The organism is Sphaerochaeta sp., from assembly GCF_050256055.1.
Lineage (GTDB): Bacteria > Spirochaetota > Spirochaetia > Sphaerochaetales > Sphaerochaetaceae > Sphaerochaeta.
The window spans coordinates 13,285-28,881 of sequence record NZ_JBFWIJ010000023.1; the positions used below are offsets into that span (position 1 = coordinate 13,285).

13 protein-coding genes and 1 riboswitch are annotated in these 15,597 nt (G+C 50.8%); of the genes, 4 read left to right on the plus strand and 9 right to left on the minus strand.

Features of this window, described 5'->3' with window-relative positions; genetic code table 11:
- Positions 1-5: 5 nt before the first annotated feature.
- The 3 genes from AB7C91_RS09820 to AB7C91_RS09830 are packed head-to-tail and all read right to left on the minus strand — an operon-like array spanning position 6 to position 3,833.
- Positions 6-1,091: an ABC transporter ATP-binding protein gene (locus tag AB7C91_RS09820; RefSeq protein WP_332447968.1), complete on the minus strand. Its 1,086-nt coding sequence runs from the start codon at positions 1,089-1,091 to the stop codon at positions 6-8.
- Positions 1,081-2,775 (minus strand): ABC transporter permease, encoded by a 1,695-nt coding sequence (locus AB7C91_RS09825; RefSeq protein ID WP_428591050.1) that lies wholly within the window; start codon positions 2,773-2,775, stop codon positions 1,081-1,083. Before AB7C91_RS09825 ends, AB7C91_RS09820 begins: the two co-directional genes overlap by 11 nt.
- Positions 2,772-3,833, minus strand: a complete 1,062-nt coding sequence (locus AB7C91_RS09830; RefSeq protein ID WP_332447966.1) for a thiamine ABC transporter substrate binding subunit — start codon at positions 3,831-3,833, stop codon at positions 2,772-2,774. The genes AB7C91_RS09825 and AB7C91_RS09830 overlap by 4 nt, the downstream gene beginning before the upstream one ends.
- 14 nt (positions 3,834-3,847) lie before the next feature.
- A riboswitch (TPP riboswitch) is annotated at positions 3,848-3,938 on the minus strand.
- A gap of 75 nt (positions 3,939-4,013) precedes the next feature.
- On the opposite strand from AB7C91_RS09830, the gene AB7C91_RS09835 reads away from it, so the two are divergent.
- The 3 genes from AB7C91_RS09835 to AB7C91_RS09845 are packed head-to-tail and all read left to right on the plus strand — an operon-like array spanning position 4,014 to position 6,338.
- The gene (locus tag AB7C91_RS09835) at positions 4,014-5,504 is read left to right on the plus strand and encodes an NAD(P)H-hydrate dehydratase (protein WP_428591055.1); all 1,491 of its coding nucleotides are present in this window, start codon (positions 4,014-4,016) and stop codon (positions 5,502-5,504) included.
- The gene (locus AB7C91_RS09840; RefSeq protein ID WP_332447964.1) at positions 5,501-5,923 is read left to right on the plus strand and encodes a hypothetical protein; all 423 of its coding nucleotides are present in this window, start codon (positions 5,501-5,503) and stop codon (positions 5,921-5,923) included. The genes AB7C91_RS09835 and AB7C91_RS09840 overlap by 4 nt, the downstream gene beginning before the upstream one ends.
- 10 nt (positions 5,924-5,933) lie before the next feature.
- Entirely contained in the window at positions 5,934-6,338 is a 405-nt protein-coding gene (locus AB7C91_RS09845; RefSeq protein ID WP_428591058.1) for a (deoxy)nucleoside triphosphate pyrophosphohydrolase, read from the plus strand.
- Here AB7C91_RS09845 and AB7C91_RS09850 read toward each other — a convergent pair.
- The 3 genes from AB7C91_RS09850 to AB7C91_RS09860 form a co-directional block, all read right to left on the minus strand.
- On the minus strand, positions 6,311-7,450 hold the full coding sequence (locus AB7C91_RS09850) for a hypothetical protein (protein ID WP_428591061.1): 1,140 nt from the start codon (positions 7,448-7,450) through the stop codon (positions 6,311-6,313). The genes AB7C91_RS09845 and AB7C91_RS09850 overlap by 28 nt on opposite strands.
- A 432-nt stretch (positions 7,451-7,882) precedes the next feature.
- Positions 7,883-8,080, minus strand: a complete 198-nt coding sequence (locus tag AB7C91_RS09855; RefSeq protein WP_428591064.1) for a hypothetical protein — start codon at positions 8,078-8,080, stop codon at positions 7,883-7,885.
- Positions 8,081-8,256: 176 nt separating this feature from the next.
- Positions 8,257-9,294 carry a LacI family DNA-binding transcriptional regulator gene (locus tag AB7C91_RS09860; RefSeq protein ID WP_428591067.1) on the minus strand — a complete coding sequence of 346 codons (1,038 nt, stop codon included), beginning with the start codon at positions 9,292-9,294 and terminating at the stop codon, positions 8,257-8,259.
- A gap of 243 nt (positions 9,295-9,537) precedes the next feature.
- Here AB7C91_RS09860 and araA point away from each other — a divergent pair, with 243 nt between their 5' ends.
- On the plus strand, positions 9,538-11,022 hold the full coding sequence (gene araA, locus AB7C91_RS09865) for an L-arabinose isomerase (protein WP_428591070.1): 1,485 nt from the start codon (positions 9,538-9,540) through the stop codon (positions 11,020-11,022).
- Positions 11,023-11,095: 73 nt separating this feature from the next.
- On the opposite strand, the gene AB7C91_RS09870 is transcribed toward araA, so the two are convergent.
- The 3 genes from AB7C91_RS09870 to AB7C91_RS09880 all read right to left on the minus strand — a co-directional run bounded on the left by AB7C91_RS09870 (position 11,096) and on the right by AB7C91_RS09880 (position 15,558).
- A complete protein-coding gene (locus AB7C91_RS09870) occupies positions 11,096-12,697 on the minus strand; it encodes a xylulokinase (protein WP_332447958.1) in 1,602 nt (533 codons plus the stop codon).
- Positions 12,698-12,805: 108 nt separating this feature from the next.
- The gene (locus tag AB7C91_RS09875; protein WP_332447957.1) at positions 12,806-14,101 is read right to left on the minus strand and encodes a glucose-1-phosphate adenylyltransferase; all 1,296 of its coding nucleotides are present in this window, start codon (positions 14,099-14,101) and stop codon (positions 12,806-12,808) included.
- 2 nt (positions 14,102-14,103) lie between these two features.
- Complete coding sequence (locus AB7C91_RS09880; RefSeq protein WP_332447956.1) at positions 14,104-15,558, minus strand: glycogen/starch synthase; 1,455 nt, start codon at positions 15,556-15,558, stop codon at positions 14,104-14,106.
- Positions 15,559-15,597 lie beyond the last annotated feature (39 nt).

Here is a 15,597-nt window from a genome sequence, read left to right on the forward strand (position 1 = left end):
TGATGCTATTCCCCTATCGGGGTAAGCGAGTTTTTTTCGACGGATTTTCCGTTAATGTATTCCAAAAGAGATTTCGTTCGTACTCCCAGTGTTACCAGCGTTGCCTTGGGACGATGGTCGGCATGGCACAGAATGGTATGCCCCTCCCAACTGCATGCCACGCGGTAATGGTCCCCTTGGAACTCGCAACTGACCACTTCCGCTTGTTTGAACTGCAGATGGGGGAGATATTCCGCCAAAGGCAGGGTATCATCATCCTGGAGTTGCACCTGCTCGGGACGGAAGAACACAGTATGTTCACCTTCCACCGGCTTGAATACGAAATGGGTGGATGATCCTGGATTGATGAGTGTCTTGGGGATTACACTGTAGGGGAGTATGGTGCCTTCTCCTATGAAAGTCGCAACGAACAGACTGGTCGGATGGTTGTAGATGTCTTCTCCCTTGCCCTCCTGCATGACCATCCCTTCATGCATGACGATGATGCGGTCGGCAATGGAAAGTGCTTCCTCCTGGTCGTGGGTTACGTACAGCGTCGTGATTCCGGTCTCATCATGAATCCTGCGTATTTCTTCCCGCAGATGCTTGCGCAGTTTTGCGTCCAATGCAGAAAGCGGTTCGTCCAACAACAGCAACTGCGGTTGGGAGGCCAATGCACGGGCCAATGCGATGCGCTGGCGTTCCCCCCCGCTGAGCTCCTGACTTTTCCGGGTTTGGTAACCATCCAAGGCGACCAAAGAAAGCAAACGGGAAACACGTTGTTTGCGTTCAGCTCGCTTGACCTTTCGTATTTTCAATGGGTAGGCAATGTTTTGTTCAACCGAAAGATGGGGAAATAGGGCGTAATCCTGGAATACCATGGCGATCTGGCGTTGGTGTACGGCTGTCTGGGACAGATCCTTGCCGTTTAGGAATAAACTGCCTGAGCGAAGCGGCAGCAATCCCGCGATCAATTGCAGCGTAGTGCTTTTTCCACATCCCGAAGGTCCGATGATGCAAGCAAGCTCTCCTGAATGCACGGAAAAGGAAACATCCAGATTAAAATCCTGATAGGAAGCTTTCAAATTGCAGGACAGACCATTATCGGCCATTTCTTCCTCCCTTTGCCAATTCACTTACCGAAAAAACGATGGCGCAGACTACGATCAAGATCGTCCCCAGCGCACAGGCACCTTGGAAATTATACGATCCGATGAGGCGGTACATGATGATGGGCAATGTTACGATCGAGCTGTTTGCCAAGGTAAGCGTGGCATTGAACTCTCCCATGCTCAGGGCAAACGCAAAAATGGCTCCGGTCAACATCGCACCCCTGAGCAAAGGAACCTCGATGGAAACAAACGTCCGCCACGGCCCCGCTCCCAAGGTAAGCGAGCTGTGCATGTACGAAAGAGGAATCTTTCGGTATTCAGGAAGCAAGGTCCTCAGGACAAAGGGTATGGCGATGACCATATGCGCCAACACAACCAGCGTGTAACTGAGCGCCGTTCCCCCTCGAATCCTACTGGAAATCAAATAATAGCCGAGGCCGATGATCACAGAACTTACGGTCATCGGAAGCATCCCGAGCATTTCCAATCCCTTTTTCCGTGATGATTTCCTTCGGATGGCGACCGAAAGGGTAAGGGCCAACGGAACCGTGCACAAGGCGACCAGGAATGCGATGAACAGGCTGTTGGTCAAGGCTTGGAGCGCCGAGCCCATATGACCGGTAGCCGGCTCGAGCGAAAGAAGCTGTCGATACCATTTCAAACTGAACTGCTGGGCGGATGAGCGGGAAGGGGCTGCCATGAAGGAGCGCACCACCACCGAAAGGATTGGACCGAGAATGAACAGAATGGAGGCCAGCGTATAGAGAACTGCAAGCATTCTGCCCAAGAACGTGGCAGGTTTTTTTTGTACAAACCGATTTTTGCTTTGATAGGCTTCGCTTCTAGCCAGATGCCGCTCCCTGTTGTTGTACCAGGCAAGCAGCAAAACCGTAACCAGGATGGAAAACAAGGAGAGCGCTGCAGCATTTCCTGGATTTCCCAACATCCGTGCCTGACGATAGATTTCAACTTCCATGGTGGTGAACTGCGGACCCCCGCCAAGCACCATAATGATGGCGAAACTGTTGAAACAGAACAAGAAGACCAAGGAAGCCGCGCTGATGATTGCAGGCAGCAAACGAGGCAGTGTCACCGAGAGAAACGTTCTGCTTTTGGTTGCCCCAAGCGTCCACGAGGCGGCTTCGCAATTACTGTCCATGTGCTCCCAGTAGGACGAGACCAAATTCATGATGATGGGAAAATTATAGAATGTATGGGCAAGGATGATTGCCTTGAACGAGTAGAGAATGCTCAACGGCGGAGCGGGAAGGCCGAACAATCTCATCAGCAATTGGTTCAGAAATCCGTTGTTGCCGAAAAAAATGACAAAACCCAGAACCACCAGGATGGAGGGAATGACGAAAGGAATTGCACTGAGGGCAAGGATGAAACGTTTGCCTCTGAAGGAATAGGTTGCGATCAGATAGGCGCCCGGAAGTGCAACCAATAAGGAGGCAAGGGTGGAAAGGAATGCCTGGTACAGGGTGAAAAGCATGATCCTTTGCGTATAGGGGTCCAAAAAGACCCCTAGGATACGCGAAAGGGAAAATCCTTGCTCGGTTACAAAAGCCGAGGAAAGCGTGAAAAAGAGTGGTACGAAGAACAAGAGGAGCATAACCATCGTTGATGGCAGTGGCATGAAACGATAGAAATGCTTGTATTGCTGCTCGTCGGCCTTTCTCATCTACTCATTACCTGTGTCCATTCAGTAAGCCACCGATCCAGGTTTTTTGCAAGGGTTTCTGCGGGAATGGAGAGGTTCTTTTCCGGTTTGGGTGCATAATCGAAGGCCTCAGGCAATACCGTCCTCGCGTTGACCGGATACATCGAGTTCGCTAGTGCTATCGAGAGTTGTGCCTGGGAGAGGAGATAATCGATGAATTTCTTCGCGGCATCCTTATGGGTGCTGGAAGCCAACATCCCCACGCCCTCGATCGTCGTACTATGCCCTTCGGAGAACAACGTGGTCTGATACCGGGTGGTATGCTCATAGGTGACGTGATATACCGGACTGGTGGTATAGCTGAGTACCAAGGGAGCTTCTCCCTCAGTGAACAACCCATAGGCGCTCGACCAACCTTCGGTTATAGTCAGCGCATTTTCCTTCATGGCTTTCCACCAGTCAAGATATCCATTCTCACCGAAGACCTCGACCGTCCAAACCAAGAGGCCAAGCCCAACCGAGGAAGTCCTCGGATCGATGAGAATGACTTTGCCTTTGTATTTGGGATCCGTCAAGGATGCCAGGGAAGTGGGGATGTCTTCATGTTTCATCGCCTGGGTATCGACGACGAAGGCGAAGTTGCCGTAGTCGAAGGGAAGCAGGCGATGCTCTGCATCAAACTGCAAAAATGATGGGATATCTGCAAGAACGGGACTCTCGTACGGCTGGAGAAGCTTGGCGTCATAGATCTTCTGGGCCATATCATCGGTGATGCCTATCACCACATCAGCCCAAGGATTGTTTTTTTCGCTGATGAGCTTGGTCATCATTTCCACGCCATCACCTGAACTGACCAAGTTGACCTTGATCCCGGTTTCCTTTTCAAAGTTCTCCACAATTGAAGGCCCCGGTCCCCAATCACCACAAAAGGCGTCGTACGCATAGACGACGAGTTCCTTCGGCGATTGCTCCTTTGTACCTTGTGCTCCAAGGGGAACGGCGATTGCAAGAATGGCAACCATGACACATACGAACCGATGCTTGTTCATAAGCACCTCCATATAATGATAGTCTGCCATGGGGATGTAGTGTGTTTGATCAGTGACTGTCTCCCTCCGCTGGTATTATCCAGATCAGGTTAACGGGTGTAATCTCAGGCCTTTCAGCCACCCCAGGACGTATACAGCCTATCGGTATCAACGCATGCTGTCAAGCGAGTCCGTGTTGACCGCCTGCAAGGGCTCATGTACAGTATCGATATGAAAACCCTTGTCCGTTCGTCGGTGATTGCAGCCATCGATGCACAGGCGCAAAGCCTTGCAGCGATTCCCTCGGTATGCTTGATGGAAAGTGCAGCTCTACAGATATTCCAGCATTGGAAACCTCTGTTGAAGCTCGATGACCGTCTGATCTTCCTCTGTGGCAGCGGCAACAACGGAGGCGATGCATTGGCTGTCGCCCGCTATGCATACAATGAAGGGTATACCAACCAGCTGGTGGTATTCATCGGCAGCCGGCCCTCTGTCTCCTTCGAGGTACAGAAAGCGATCATCGCGGCGTACGGCATATCCACGTGTAATGTATCCGAACTGGGAAATCAGGAACTTGCCTTGGCCGACTGGATTGTCGATGGTCTTTTCGGTACCGGATTGCGGGGAAGCCTGCATGCTGACCTCTGTCCCTTGGTGGAAGCTGCAAACGCCAGTACTGCGCAAATACTTGCCATCGACATCCCTTCCGGCCTTGGCGATTCAGTTCCTGTCGACCAAGTGCATATTGTTGCCGATCTCACCATTACCATGGGTTTTTCCAAACGCGTGCTGTATCATCCAGCGGTCAGAACGGATTGTGGACGGATCATCGTTATAAATCCTTCCTTCCCTCCATTCCTTCTCGACATCGTCGAGGCGGATGCCGATCTGTACGATTCAGATGATCTTCGTTTGGATCCACTTGCATCCGACGATTATAAAACCAGTCGTGGCCATGTTGCGTTGTTTGGAGGAAGCGGCACGTATACTGGAGCAGCCCGATTGGCCGCCCGTGCCTGCTTTGTTTCCCGTGCCGGTTTGGTGACCCTGTTCTGTGATCCCGAGGTCTATCCGATTGCCGCATCGGAAAGCCCGTCGGTGATGGTACGCATCTTTGAGGATGACCGGCTCGACCGATACACCGTATTGCTGGCAGGTCCCGGTTGGGGAGCGGGACGGGAAGCATTGCTGGAACATCTGTTTGCGTCCTCTCTTCCCTTGGTACTTGACGCCGATGGCATCAATGCCTATGCAACTATGCTCAAAGAAGGAAAGAGACCGACGCACGGTCCCTTGGTTTTGACTCCCCATCTTGGGGAACTGAGGAACCTGGTTGCCGGTCTTTGGCCGGAGAAAGCTGTTTGCGTGGCAAAACAGGATGCTCCGGATGACTTTTTCACACTCCTTTCACAATTGGCTGATCAACTTGATGCGACGTTGGTGGTGAAGTCCTCCTTGGTATACATCGTCCAGAAAGGCCGGGCGACATCCATCATTGATGGAGGCAACCCCTCCTTGGGAGTTGCCGGAAGCGGTGATGTGCTTGCAGGAATCATCACCGCCTTGCTTGCAAAGATCGGGGATCTGCAACAAGCCTGCATCCAAGGGGTATTGGTTCATCAGCGTGCAGGGGTACTTGCTGCCCAAACATATGGGTATTATGACAGCGAGACTTTGCTCTCTTTTGTCGGCAAGGCGGTGGCGGAGGCTGAACAATGATGCAGCTGTACCTCTTGAGCATCCTCTTCTTGGCCTTGGGTGCTGCATTCCTGCTCTCCGACACCTACGGGCTGTCGTTTGCCCTTCTCTTGTCCCTTCGGTATGCATTCCGGACTTCCGCCTTGTTTCGTAGAATCCTGATCTTCTCTGGTCTTGTGCTCACCTTGGCTTTGGCTTTGTGGCCGGTGGCTCCGGGACCTGCATTGCTGGGAGATTTGGTGCCGATGATCAATATCGGTTCCCTGACCATCTGGTACCTGTATCAGGCAATTAAGGGAATGGGAGCAGGGGCTCAGGAACAAGCTTCCGTTCTGGATGCCACTGCACTGTACGTGGAACGAAACAAACGGAATGTAGGGTTTTTGACCATCATCGTGGCGGTGGTCCATTTCTTGGCACCTTGGTTGGTATTGGTATAGGGGAGGCGGTATGCAGGAACGAATCACCACAGCAGGCATCTTGATGCAGGATGGGAAATATTTCATAGCCAAACGGGAGAACAAAGGATCAATCGCCGGACTTTGGGAATTCCCTGGAGGAAAGAACAGATACGGGGAAACCGAAGCGGATACCTTGAAGCGGGAATTTGCCGAGGAACTCGGCCTTACGATTTTGGTGGGGGAATTGGTGTGTGAACATGATTTCACCAACAAAGATATGTTGTATCATCTGAAGGCTTATCGGGTGTCGGCCGATTCGGTTGGAAATCTTCCGTATCGTGTACATACCGAATATCGATGGGTGGAACCTGACGAGCTTTCCGACTACCCGTTTGCTCCCAGTGATCAGCACATTGTTGCTGCGCTTCAATCGATGCGCGTGATCAACACATAGATGGTTGCGCTGTAGGTTCCCTCTCCCGGATAGGTGTCCGGCGATACAAACAGCTTCACGGCACCTTCCAAGCGGTAAGCAGTGTAGGATCCTCCGATCGGAGAAGTTTCACTCGTACTGGAGGTGGTAAAAGAATTGCTCCCTGCATGCAGCTCCATTGGGGAAAGGTTCGGGGTCGTTGCATCGAAGACTACCTTGAAAGGGAAGGAAAGCCCTTGGGGGGAGTTGAATGAGAAATTCGTATTGATTCCTGCAGCATCACTTGCAATGGCTATCTGGGCTTGGTCTATGTGGGAGGTGTATTTGATGATCGCCACCTGCAATGCGTCATTGATGGTGTTCCGATCCTGTAACAGCGAGTAGGGGAAGGCTTTCTGGTAGGTTTCCTCAATCCCGAAATAGAAAGCCTCTGGTTCTATGTGATAGTTTCTCGGGTTGTTTTCTCCAGCGAGGTGGAAAATATATTGCATGCCTGTCGTGGTGGTCAGGGAGAAGTGACTTTCATAGTATCCTTTTTGGATATTTCTTGAGACTGTCGTTCGTATCAGGGTAAGGTCGACCCAGATGTACCGGTACGGGTACTTGTATCGGTATCCATTCAAGCCGTCATACATTCCTTCGCGGGCTTGCGTGTCGTATCCGATTTCCCCTGGCTCAACCGTTTCTTCTCCAGCACCTTCGGGAATCAGGAAAGTGTCGTTGTTATTGGCGATGACCGAGTTCACTGCTGTGTAGGCGATGGATGCGCCCCCATGGGTCAGTCCTTTCGGGCGGGCTATCAAAAAGAATTCTCTCCAAGAACCTGCATTGGGAGTTCCGGTGTTGTTCAAGGTGAAGTAGAAACGGTTGTTGCTTGCATTGGTTGGTATCGGGCCTATATTGCTTATGGTGACGTTTGTCGGCTCGCCTTCATAGACCAACCTGCCGATGAATCCGCTATTTTGCCAATACTCCTGGGAAACAGCATATTGACTCGGTATGGAGGGGTAATCAGAGGTATTGACGGCGAATCCGTCCAGATTGCCGCTCGCTCGGTCATACGTCAACGAACCGCCGAAGACCAGGGCATTGCAGAGTACGAGCAGAAGGGCAGAGATGGGGGTTGGTTTCACAAGACTCCAAGCTTACAGCAGTGCGCCACAGTAGGGAAAGCTTATGTCAAAAGATACTAGAGTAAAATCTGATTATCGTCTAGATGGAGCCCGAAATTTGTAAAAAATATAATCAATCAATGATTTTAACATAGATATATATGTCACAAGTAGTACATAATGATGAAGAACAACCAATATGCGATTTTCTTGTACCCTGTGTGTAGTGTCATGATTGGTACCGAGAAGGATGCATCTCCTAGCTGTTTTGCTTGCTACGGCATTACCCTGCTTGCAGGCTTGGTGATGAGGGTCCTGATGGTTGTCATGCATTTGTTGTTCCAAAAACTCTTGTCCGGTTCGTCTCGAAGTTGGTTGTATCAAGGGCAATTGTTAACCTTCGCCGTCATTGTCCTTCCTCAACCATCTTGGTAGGCAATGCCATGGCATCGATCATGCTTCGGATGACCCACGCCTTCCGGGGAGGCGCTCCTTGAGCGATGTGCACTTCCCGATGCCTTCATGTTTGTTGAATCGTTTCTGGACCATACGATACGCTATCGCGTGTACGGCCAACTTGAACGGTTGCGTAAAGCCAAAGAGCTGCACAAATCGGTATTGGATGGCTGTACGGAGCATGGAAAAGTTCACCAGGCAATTGGAACCTCTTCCATACGAGCGGAAGGCAAACATTCCAGAAGAGAACAAACAACTCGAGGCGGAAAGAGAGAAAAGGCAGAAGCAGCGGGAAGCTACCTAAAGAACGTGTGACCATTGCCCTGCCCGGCAATCGATCTCATCCGGGTTTACTAAAATCATGTAGGTTTTCAGCACCGAGGACACACGATGGTTTGTTCGTCAACCAGATTCTCAGGGAGAATGATGTCGATGGGTACACAGATGGTCTGCTCAGGAGTCTGATTCAACAATCCTTTTCGATACAGCTGATAGACTGCCGTATATCCCTGATATTCCGGCCTCTGGCTGATCAGGCATTGGATGGATCCTTGAAGCATCGCCTTTCTGTTCTGATCGATGAGATCATAACCAATCAAGGTTATTTGGCTGGTTTTTTCCAACAGATTGACCGTTTTCGCAATTCTATGGACTGCATCATTGACGACAAAGATGCCGATACCATCAGCGTGCTCCCGAAAAAATCGGGTCAACATGTCAAGGCCTCCATCAGTCATCGATAGTTCCGTTTCAAACGCTGAGAATTGAGGCTTGTCGGCAAAGTAACTGAGAAATCCTCGGGCACGTTCACGGGAGTTGTATGCTTTTCGGTGGGTCTGGACCGCCAAAAGAGAGCCTCCTTGGGGAGCGAGGAGCTGCATCATCCTTCCGGCCAGATAACCGCCTTGGAATGGATTCTGCACGACGCATGAAACAGGCATCGTATTGGGAAGCGGAGAGTCGATGAAGGCGTAATCAAGTCGGGGATATGCCTGAAGCAAATCGGCGGCCTCATCGGGTACGACCGGCGCCAATAGCAGGGCATCCGGCTGCCGTTTCATCAGGAGATTTCCTTTCTCCCATAGCGAGCCTTTTTGGGTTCGGTCGAATTCAACCAAGTCGATGGTGACGGCAAGCGGGGAGAGCTCTTTTGCAGCCTTGAGGATTCCCTCATAGATGAGGTCCCAATACCCGTATTCGCTATGCAGCAGCGGCAGGAGAATCCCAATGATATAGCGCTTGCTCAATTTCAGATTGCGTGCATACGTGTTGGGTTGATAGCCATGTTCCTCAACGATGCTCATGACTTTCTTGATGGTTTGTGGGGCGACCCGCCCGCGGTTATGAAGCACGCGGTCTACGGTCCCTATCGAGACCTTGGCCATTTTTGCAATTTCTGAGATGGTCATGCGGTAGTATACATCCTTCAAGCAGGTTCTGGAATTGTTTGATGAACGATATCACAACTATAGCATAGCCGGATGGATTTGGAAGAGAGAAGTTCGATGAACGTTTTTTTGAAAGCGTACCTTCGATGCGTTTGTAATTATTTCTGGATCGGGATTCTTCACTTGACAGAATACTTGTGAAAAAGGACAATGCATATATCAGTGCGTTAACGTAAACGCACTGAAAAAAGGAGACATACACTGATGAAACGAGAACCAATCGGAGCCTATGAATTCTGGTTTATCGTGGGCTCTCAGTTCCTCTATGGGAAAGAGACCTTGGATGAAGTGGCTCGTCATGCCCGTATCATGGCGGATGGATTGGTGAAATCCAAGAACCTTCCCTGCAAGTTGGTCTACAAGGAAACCGTCAAGACCCCTGAGGAAATTGAGCAGTGCATCAAGGATGCCAACTACGATGACCGATGTGCCGGGCTGGTAACTTGGATGCATACGTTCTCTCCCTCAAAAATGTGGATCAATGGGTTGCGCCTCCTGCAGAAACCGTATTGTCATCTTCATACACAATTCAACCGATTGATACCCGATACCGAGATTGATATGGATTTCATGAATCTCAACCAATCTGCACACGGTGATCGGGAGCATGCCTTCATAGCAGCACGAATGGGACTGGGGAGGAAAATCATCACCGGGTTCTGGGAAGACGCGACGGTGCAGAAGCAGCTTGGACAGTGGATGCGCAGCGCCGTTGGGGCAGTTGAGAGCCGCAAGCTGAAAGTCATGCGCTTTGGTGACAATATGCGAAATGTTGCCGTCACCGAAGGAGACAAGGTCGGTGTACAGATGCAATTGGGATGGCAGGTGAATACCTGGGGGGTAGGGGATCTGATCAGGGAGGTTGAGGCCGTCAGCGAATCAGAGGTAGACGAGCAGATGGATATATACCGCTCCCGCTATACGTTCGCCGCTTCTGATCTCCAGGCGGTTCGTTATCAGGCGCGGGAAGAAGTGGCGATGCGCCGCTTCTTCGAACGGGAACGCATCCAGGCGTTTTCCAATACGTTCGAGGATCTGCAGCAACTGCGTCAACTTCCCGGTCTGGCCAGTCAGGATTTGATGGCTGAAGGCTATGGATATGGGGGAGAGGGCGATTGGAAAGTAAGCGCCATGACCAGCCTGATCAAGCGCATGACCGAGGGAATGGACGGTGGAACAACCTTCATGGAGGACTATACCTATCATATGGAACAAGGCAATGAATTGTCTTTGGGTGCCCATATGCTGGAAGTCTGTCCTTCGATCGCAGCACAAAAAGCAACCATAGAAGTACATCCCTTGGGCATCGGAGGCAAGGAACCTCCTGCCCGCCTGGTGTTTGAAGGCCATCCGGGGAAAGCGGTGTTGGCAAGTCTGATCGATATCGGGGGAAGGGTTCGGCTGATCGTCAATTCCATTGAGGTGGTCAAGCCCATCTATAAAATGCCCAATTTACCGGTTGCTCGGGTCATGTGGCGTCCGGAACCGGATTTGTATACCGCCAGTCATCTGTGGATGCTTGCAGGTGGTGCCCACCATGCCGTACTCAGCTATGATGCCACCGAGGAAATGCTGGAAGATTGGTGTGAGATCATGGGGATAGAATTCGTCTTGATCAATAAGGAAACGACGGTTGCTTCATTGAAGCAGCAGCTTTTCCTTTCCGATCTAGCCTGGAAACTTCGCTGATCAAATGCGCAATGAGAGCAGGTCGAGCTTGATAGGCTCGACCTGCTTTTTCGCGAGTTGAATACTTGCTTTCCTACTGCAGATGTTCCACCGCAGCGCGTTCTACGGCCAACCCTTGCTTGTATCGTGCAAGGAATGCATTGAATCCTGCAATATCCTCTTCTGTAGCTTCCATCGTGGAAACCTGTGCCGATGCAAAGACCTTTTCGGCAAGGAAGTCCGTCAAGGAAGACCCCTGATTGTCCGCCATATAGGCTGCCAACAGGGCGATGCCCCAGGCACCTCCCTCTCCGGCGGTCTTGAGTACGGAAATCGGGGTGTGCAGGGCGCTGGCCATGATCTTCTGGCCGACCTCAGCCGTTTTGAAGAATCCACCATGTCCGTTGATTGAGTCGATCTGAACCTGTTCTTCCTCAAACAGAATATCCATCCCGATGCGAAGGACGCCCAAGGCGGTGAAAAGCTGGGCGCGCATGAAATTGGCCAAGGTGAATGAGTTTTTCGTTTCCCTGACGAACAGCGGCCGTCCCTCGTACAGACCGGTCATGGTTTCCCCGGAAATATAGTTGTAGGGTAGGAGGCCTGAGCAATCCTTATCCCCTTCCAAGGCCTTGTACAGCAACTTGTCATACAATACACCTTTGCTCAGATTTGTCCCTGTGGTGACAAGCACTTCATTGAAGAGACGCATCCAGTTGTCGTATTCTCCGCTGCAGTTGTTTGCATGGGACATTGCTACCAAGGAACCATCGGGGGTAGTCACCAGATCGATGAATTTGTTGTAACTCTTCGAAAGCGGTTTTTCCAACACGATCATAGCAAAGACCGACGTGCCTGCCGACACGTTGCCGGTGCGTTTCGCTACGCTATTGGTGGCGACCATACCGGTCCCGGCATCGCCTTCGGGTGGACAGAGCGGAATTCCGGCTTCGAACTCAAGGCTGTGGTCAAGCAATTTCGCCCCTTCCTCGGTCAGGGTTCCCGCTTGGTCTCCCGCAACCAGGATGGTGGGAAGAATATCATCAAGCTTCCAATGCAAATGGTAATCCTTGGTCAAATCGGCAAAGGCTTCAAGCATGGACTGGTCATATTGCTTGGTATCCGGGTCGATGGGGAACATGCCCGAAGCATCACCGATTCCCAACACTTTGTGACCGGTCAATTTCCAATGGACATAGCCTGCAAGGGTGGTGAGATATCCGATTTCCCCTACATGCGTTTCCTTGTTGAGCATAGCCTGATACAAATGGGAGATGGACCAGCGTTCCGGCACAGGATATGCAAACAATTCACTCAATGCTTCAGCCGCCTGTGCGGTGATCGTATTGCGCCATGTGCGGAAAGGAACCAGCTGTCGTCCCTCTGCATCGAAGGCAAGATAGCCGTGCATCATGGCACTGATGCCCAAGGCTTTTGTTTTCTTCAAGGAGACGCCATAGGTTTGCAAAACCTCTTGCTTCAGATTGGCGAAGCATACAGACAGGCCATTCCATACCTCATCAAGACTGTAGGTCCAAATGCCGTCGAGCAAGGTGTTCTCCCAATCAAAGCCTCCTTGTGCGATCGGCTGATTTTCCGAATTGATCAATACGGCCTTGATCCTGGTTGAACCCATCTCTATGCCCAGAATGGTTTTCCCCTCTTTGATTTCTTGGGCGATCATGTGTTTCTGCATATCTGCCTCCTTTCTCTTAAGTATATCCTGTATAGAATATTAAGAAAAGGAGAGAACGAAAAAAAGCGGGAGAAAAATCTTCTCCCGCATTGTGGTTCCCCCCATTCCTTACATCACCGTTCCGTTTTTGATGACGGCATTCTTGTTGATGACAATGATCCCGTCATGGATGGAATACATGGCGTAATCGCCTTCCTGCCGGGGAATGTCATCAATGCCGATCCTGCAACCATCCCCGATGCGGGCGTTCTGGTCTATGATTGCCTTGCGGATGATCGTACCTCGTCCAATGCCGATATTCGGGATTCCTTTCTTGGCGTTCTCGGCTTTCTGCTCTTCCGTCTCATAGAATGAAGCACCCATGCAATATACTCCATCCAAGGAAGCCCCGGACTCGATGAGTGTGCGCACACCGATGAGGGAGTTGACGATATAGGCGTTGGTGATGATCGATCCTTCGCTGGTAAGTGAGCTGGAAATGTTGCAGAAGTTCACCTTAGTGGCCGGTAAATGGCGACGGTGGGTGTAGATCGGCATCTGTTCATCATAGAAGTTGAATTGCGGGTTGATCGAAGCAAGGTCGAGGTTGGTTTCATAGAAAGCCTTGATCGTTCCGATGTCTTCCCAGAATCCATCGAAGAGGAACGTGGCGACTCTTCGCTGTTTGATGACATCAGGAATGATCTCCTTCCCGAAATCAGTCTTGTCGTTGTTCAGCACCTCTTCCATCGTCTTGGCATTGAAGATATAGATGCCCATGCTGGCCAAATATTCGTTGGAAAAATCCGCATGTTTGCCGAGAGACTTGAAGAGGTAGGGATCTGGGACCTTGAAGTCGGTGATATCCAGATCGTTTGCAGGTTTTTCGAAAAACTTGGTGATGATCCCTTCCTCATCGCAACCAATGATGCCCAGTCCGGTAGCCTGCTGACGGCTTATGGGTTTGGCAGCAATGGTAAGTTCTGCCCCACTGGCGATATGGCGATCAAGCATATCCTTGAGGTCCATGCGGTATAGCTGGTCTCCACTGAGGATGATGTAGTAATCGGCATTCTGATCATGGAAATGCTTCATGTTCTTGCGTACCGCATCTGCAGTCCCTTGATACCAGGTATCGGTCTGGTTGGTCTGTTCCGCAGCAAGTATCTCTACAAAGCCATTGGAGAAGGTATCGAAAATATAGGTATTGGCGATATGGTTGTGCAGTGAGGCGGAATTGAACTGTGTCAAAATGTAGATTTTCTTGAATCCACTGTTGATACAGTTGGAAATGGGAATATCCACCAAGCGGTATTTACCAGCGAAGGGCACAGCAGGTTTTGCGCGGTCCATGGTCAGAGGATACAACCGTGTTCCCTTACCGCCTCCAAGTACGATAGCGACTGTCTTTTCATTCTGACGCATACTCAATTCCCCCTTATGCTGGATTCATATATATGATGATACGATTGGGCTGACCGTTGCCAGGTGCTGTCCCAATGCATACAACGAGTTCGAATGTTTTGCATGGTTTTCTTCCCTTTGGCCCACCACGAGAATGCCCGTTCCACTGCCTCCAGTATACCATGAGCCGACATACAGTCAAAGAGGATTCCGGTACCGCTTTGGGGATTCTCGTCCAGGTCTATGATGCTGTCGGCAAGACCTCCAGTCCTGCGGGCGATGGGAATGGTTCCGTAGCGGAGACTGTACAATTGGTTCAAGCCACACGGTTCATACCGACTGGGCATCAAAAAGAAATCGGAACCCGCCTCCAGACGGTGTGCGGCACGGTTGCTGAACAGGATGTTCACCGAAAGGTTTGCATGCCGCTCTGCGATCTCCTTCAGCTTTCTCTCCATTTCATTGTCCCCGGTACCCACGATGATCATCTGCATCGGCAGTTTGGTGAGCATCTGTTCCAATGCACAGGGAGAACCTTCGAGTAGTTCAACGAACCCCTTTTGTTCAGCCAATCGGCTGATCATGCAGAACAGGGGGATTTGCTCGTCGACCGGCAGGGAGAATTCAGCTTGGATCTCAGCTTTGGTCAAGTCTTTGCCCTTCAGCTTTTCGCTGCCGAAATGATGGGTCAGAAACGAATCAGTCTGAGGGTTCCACTCATCATAATCGATGCCGTTGATGATGCCTTGCAGATGATCAGATCGCGACGAAAGCAACGATTCGAGCGAACATCCGAAGGCTTCTGTTTGGATTTCCTTGGCATACGTGGGGCTGACCGTGGTCAGCTCATCTGCGAACTCCAAACCGGTTTTGAGCATATTCACCCGTTTTCTGCTGGTAGGTCCGCTGAACATCCTCGTATCCGGGGCCACATCGCTCATCAATAATTCCAATCGTGCAAACTCACCTTGGTAGGCAAGATTATGAATGGTCATCATACTTTTGGTGTCACGCCAAAAACGGGAGTCTGTTTGTTTGAGCAGATACGGGACGAACCCACAGGTCCAATCGTGACAATGCATGATGTCCGGTTTCCATCCCAAAGCTTCACAGAGCAGCAATGCTGCTTTGTTCAGGAGGGTAAACCGGCCAAGGTTGTCTGCATAGGGGGTGAAGGAGGTGTCTCCATAGATGCCCTTCCGTTTTGTGAAAGAGGGATGACAGAGAAAATAATACGTCACTTTCTGTAATGTTGTTTGCTTGAAAGTGACCTGTTGTTCGTCCCCCAACACGGAGACAGTGCCTTTGCAGGGGGTATCCTCGAAACCTGTTCCGTCGATGCTTCCGTACAACGGGAGCAGTACACGCACATCATCACCCAATTCAGAGAGAGCGGTCGAAAGTGCCCCCACTACGTCTGCCAGTCCTCCTGATTTGGAAAATGGTACAGATTCGCTGGAAACCATGCATATCTTCATGGCTCAATTAGAGCACTAACGACCAGCCATCGTCAAGGA

What these genes read in the sequence shown, in the direction of transcription:
- AB7C91_RS09820 (WP_332447968.1), bottom strand. Translation starts at nt 1,091, where the DNA reads ATGGCCGATAATGGTCTGTCCTGCAATTTGAAAGCTTCCTATCAGGAT.
- AB7C91_RS09845 (WP_428591058.1), top strand. Translation starts at nt 5,934, where the DNA reads ATGCAGGAACGAATCACCACAGCAGGCATCTTGATGCAGGATGGGAAA.
- AB7C91_RS09840 (WP_332447964.1), top strand. Translation starts at nt 5,501, where the DNA reads ATGATGCAGCTGTACCTCTTGAGCATCCTCTTCTTGGCCTTGGGTGCT.
- AB7C91_RS09830 (WP_332447966.1), bottom strand. Translation starts at nt 3,833, where the DNA reads ATGGCAGACTATCATTATATGGAGGTGCTTATGAACAAGCATCGGTTC.
- AB7C91_RS09875 (WP_332447957.1), bottom strand. Translation starts at nt 14,101, where the DNA reads ATGCGTCAGAATGAAAAGACAGTCGCTATCGTACTTGGAGGCGGTAAG.
- AB7C91_RS09880 (WP_332447956.1), bottom strand. Translation starts at nt 15,558, where the DNA reads ATGAAGATATGCATGGTTTCCAGCGAATCTGTACCATTTTCCAAATCA.
- AB7C91_RS09870 (WP_332447958.1), bottom strand. Translation starts at nt 12,697, where the DNA reads ATGCAGAAACACATGATCGCCCAAGAAATCAAAGAGGGGAAAACCATT.
- araA (WP_428591070.1), top strand. Translation starts at nt 9,538, where the DNA reads ATGAAACGAGAACCAATCGGAGCCTATGAATTCTGGTTTATCGTGGGC.
- AB7C91_RS09835 (WP_428591055.1), top strand. Translation starts at nt 4,014, where the DNA reads ATGAAAACCCTTGTCCGTTCGTCGGTGATTGCAGCCATCGATGCACAG.
- AB7C91_RS09825 (WP_428591050.1), bottom strand. Translation starts at nt 2,775, where the DNA reads ATGAGAAAGGCCGACGAGCAGCAATACAAGCATTTCTATCGTTTCATG.
- AB7C91_RS09860 (WP_428591067.1), bottom strand. Translation starts at nt 9,294, where the DNA reads ATGACCATCTCAGAAATTGCAAAAATGGCCAAGGTCTCGATAGGGACC.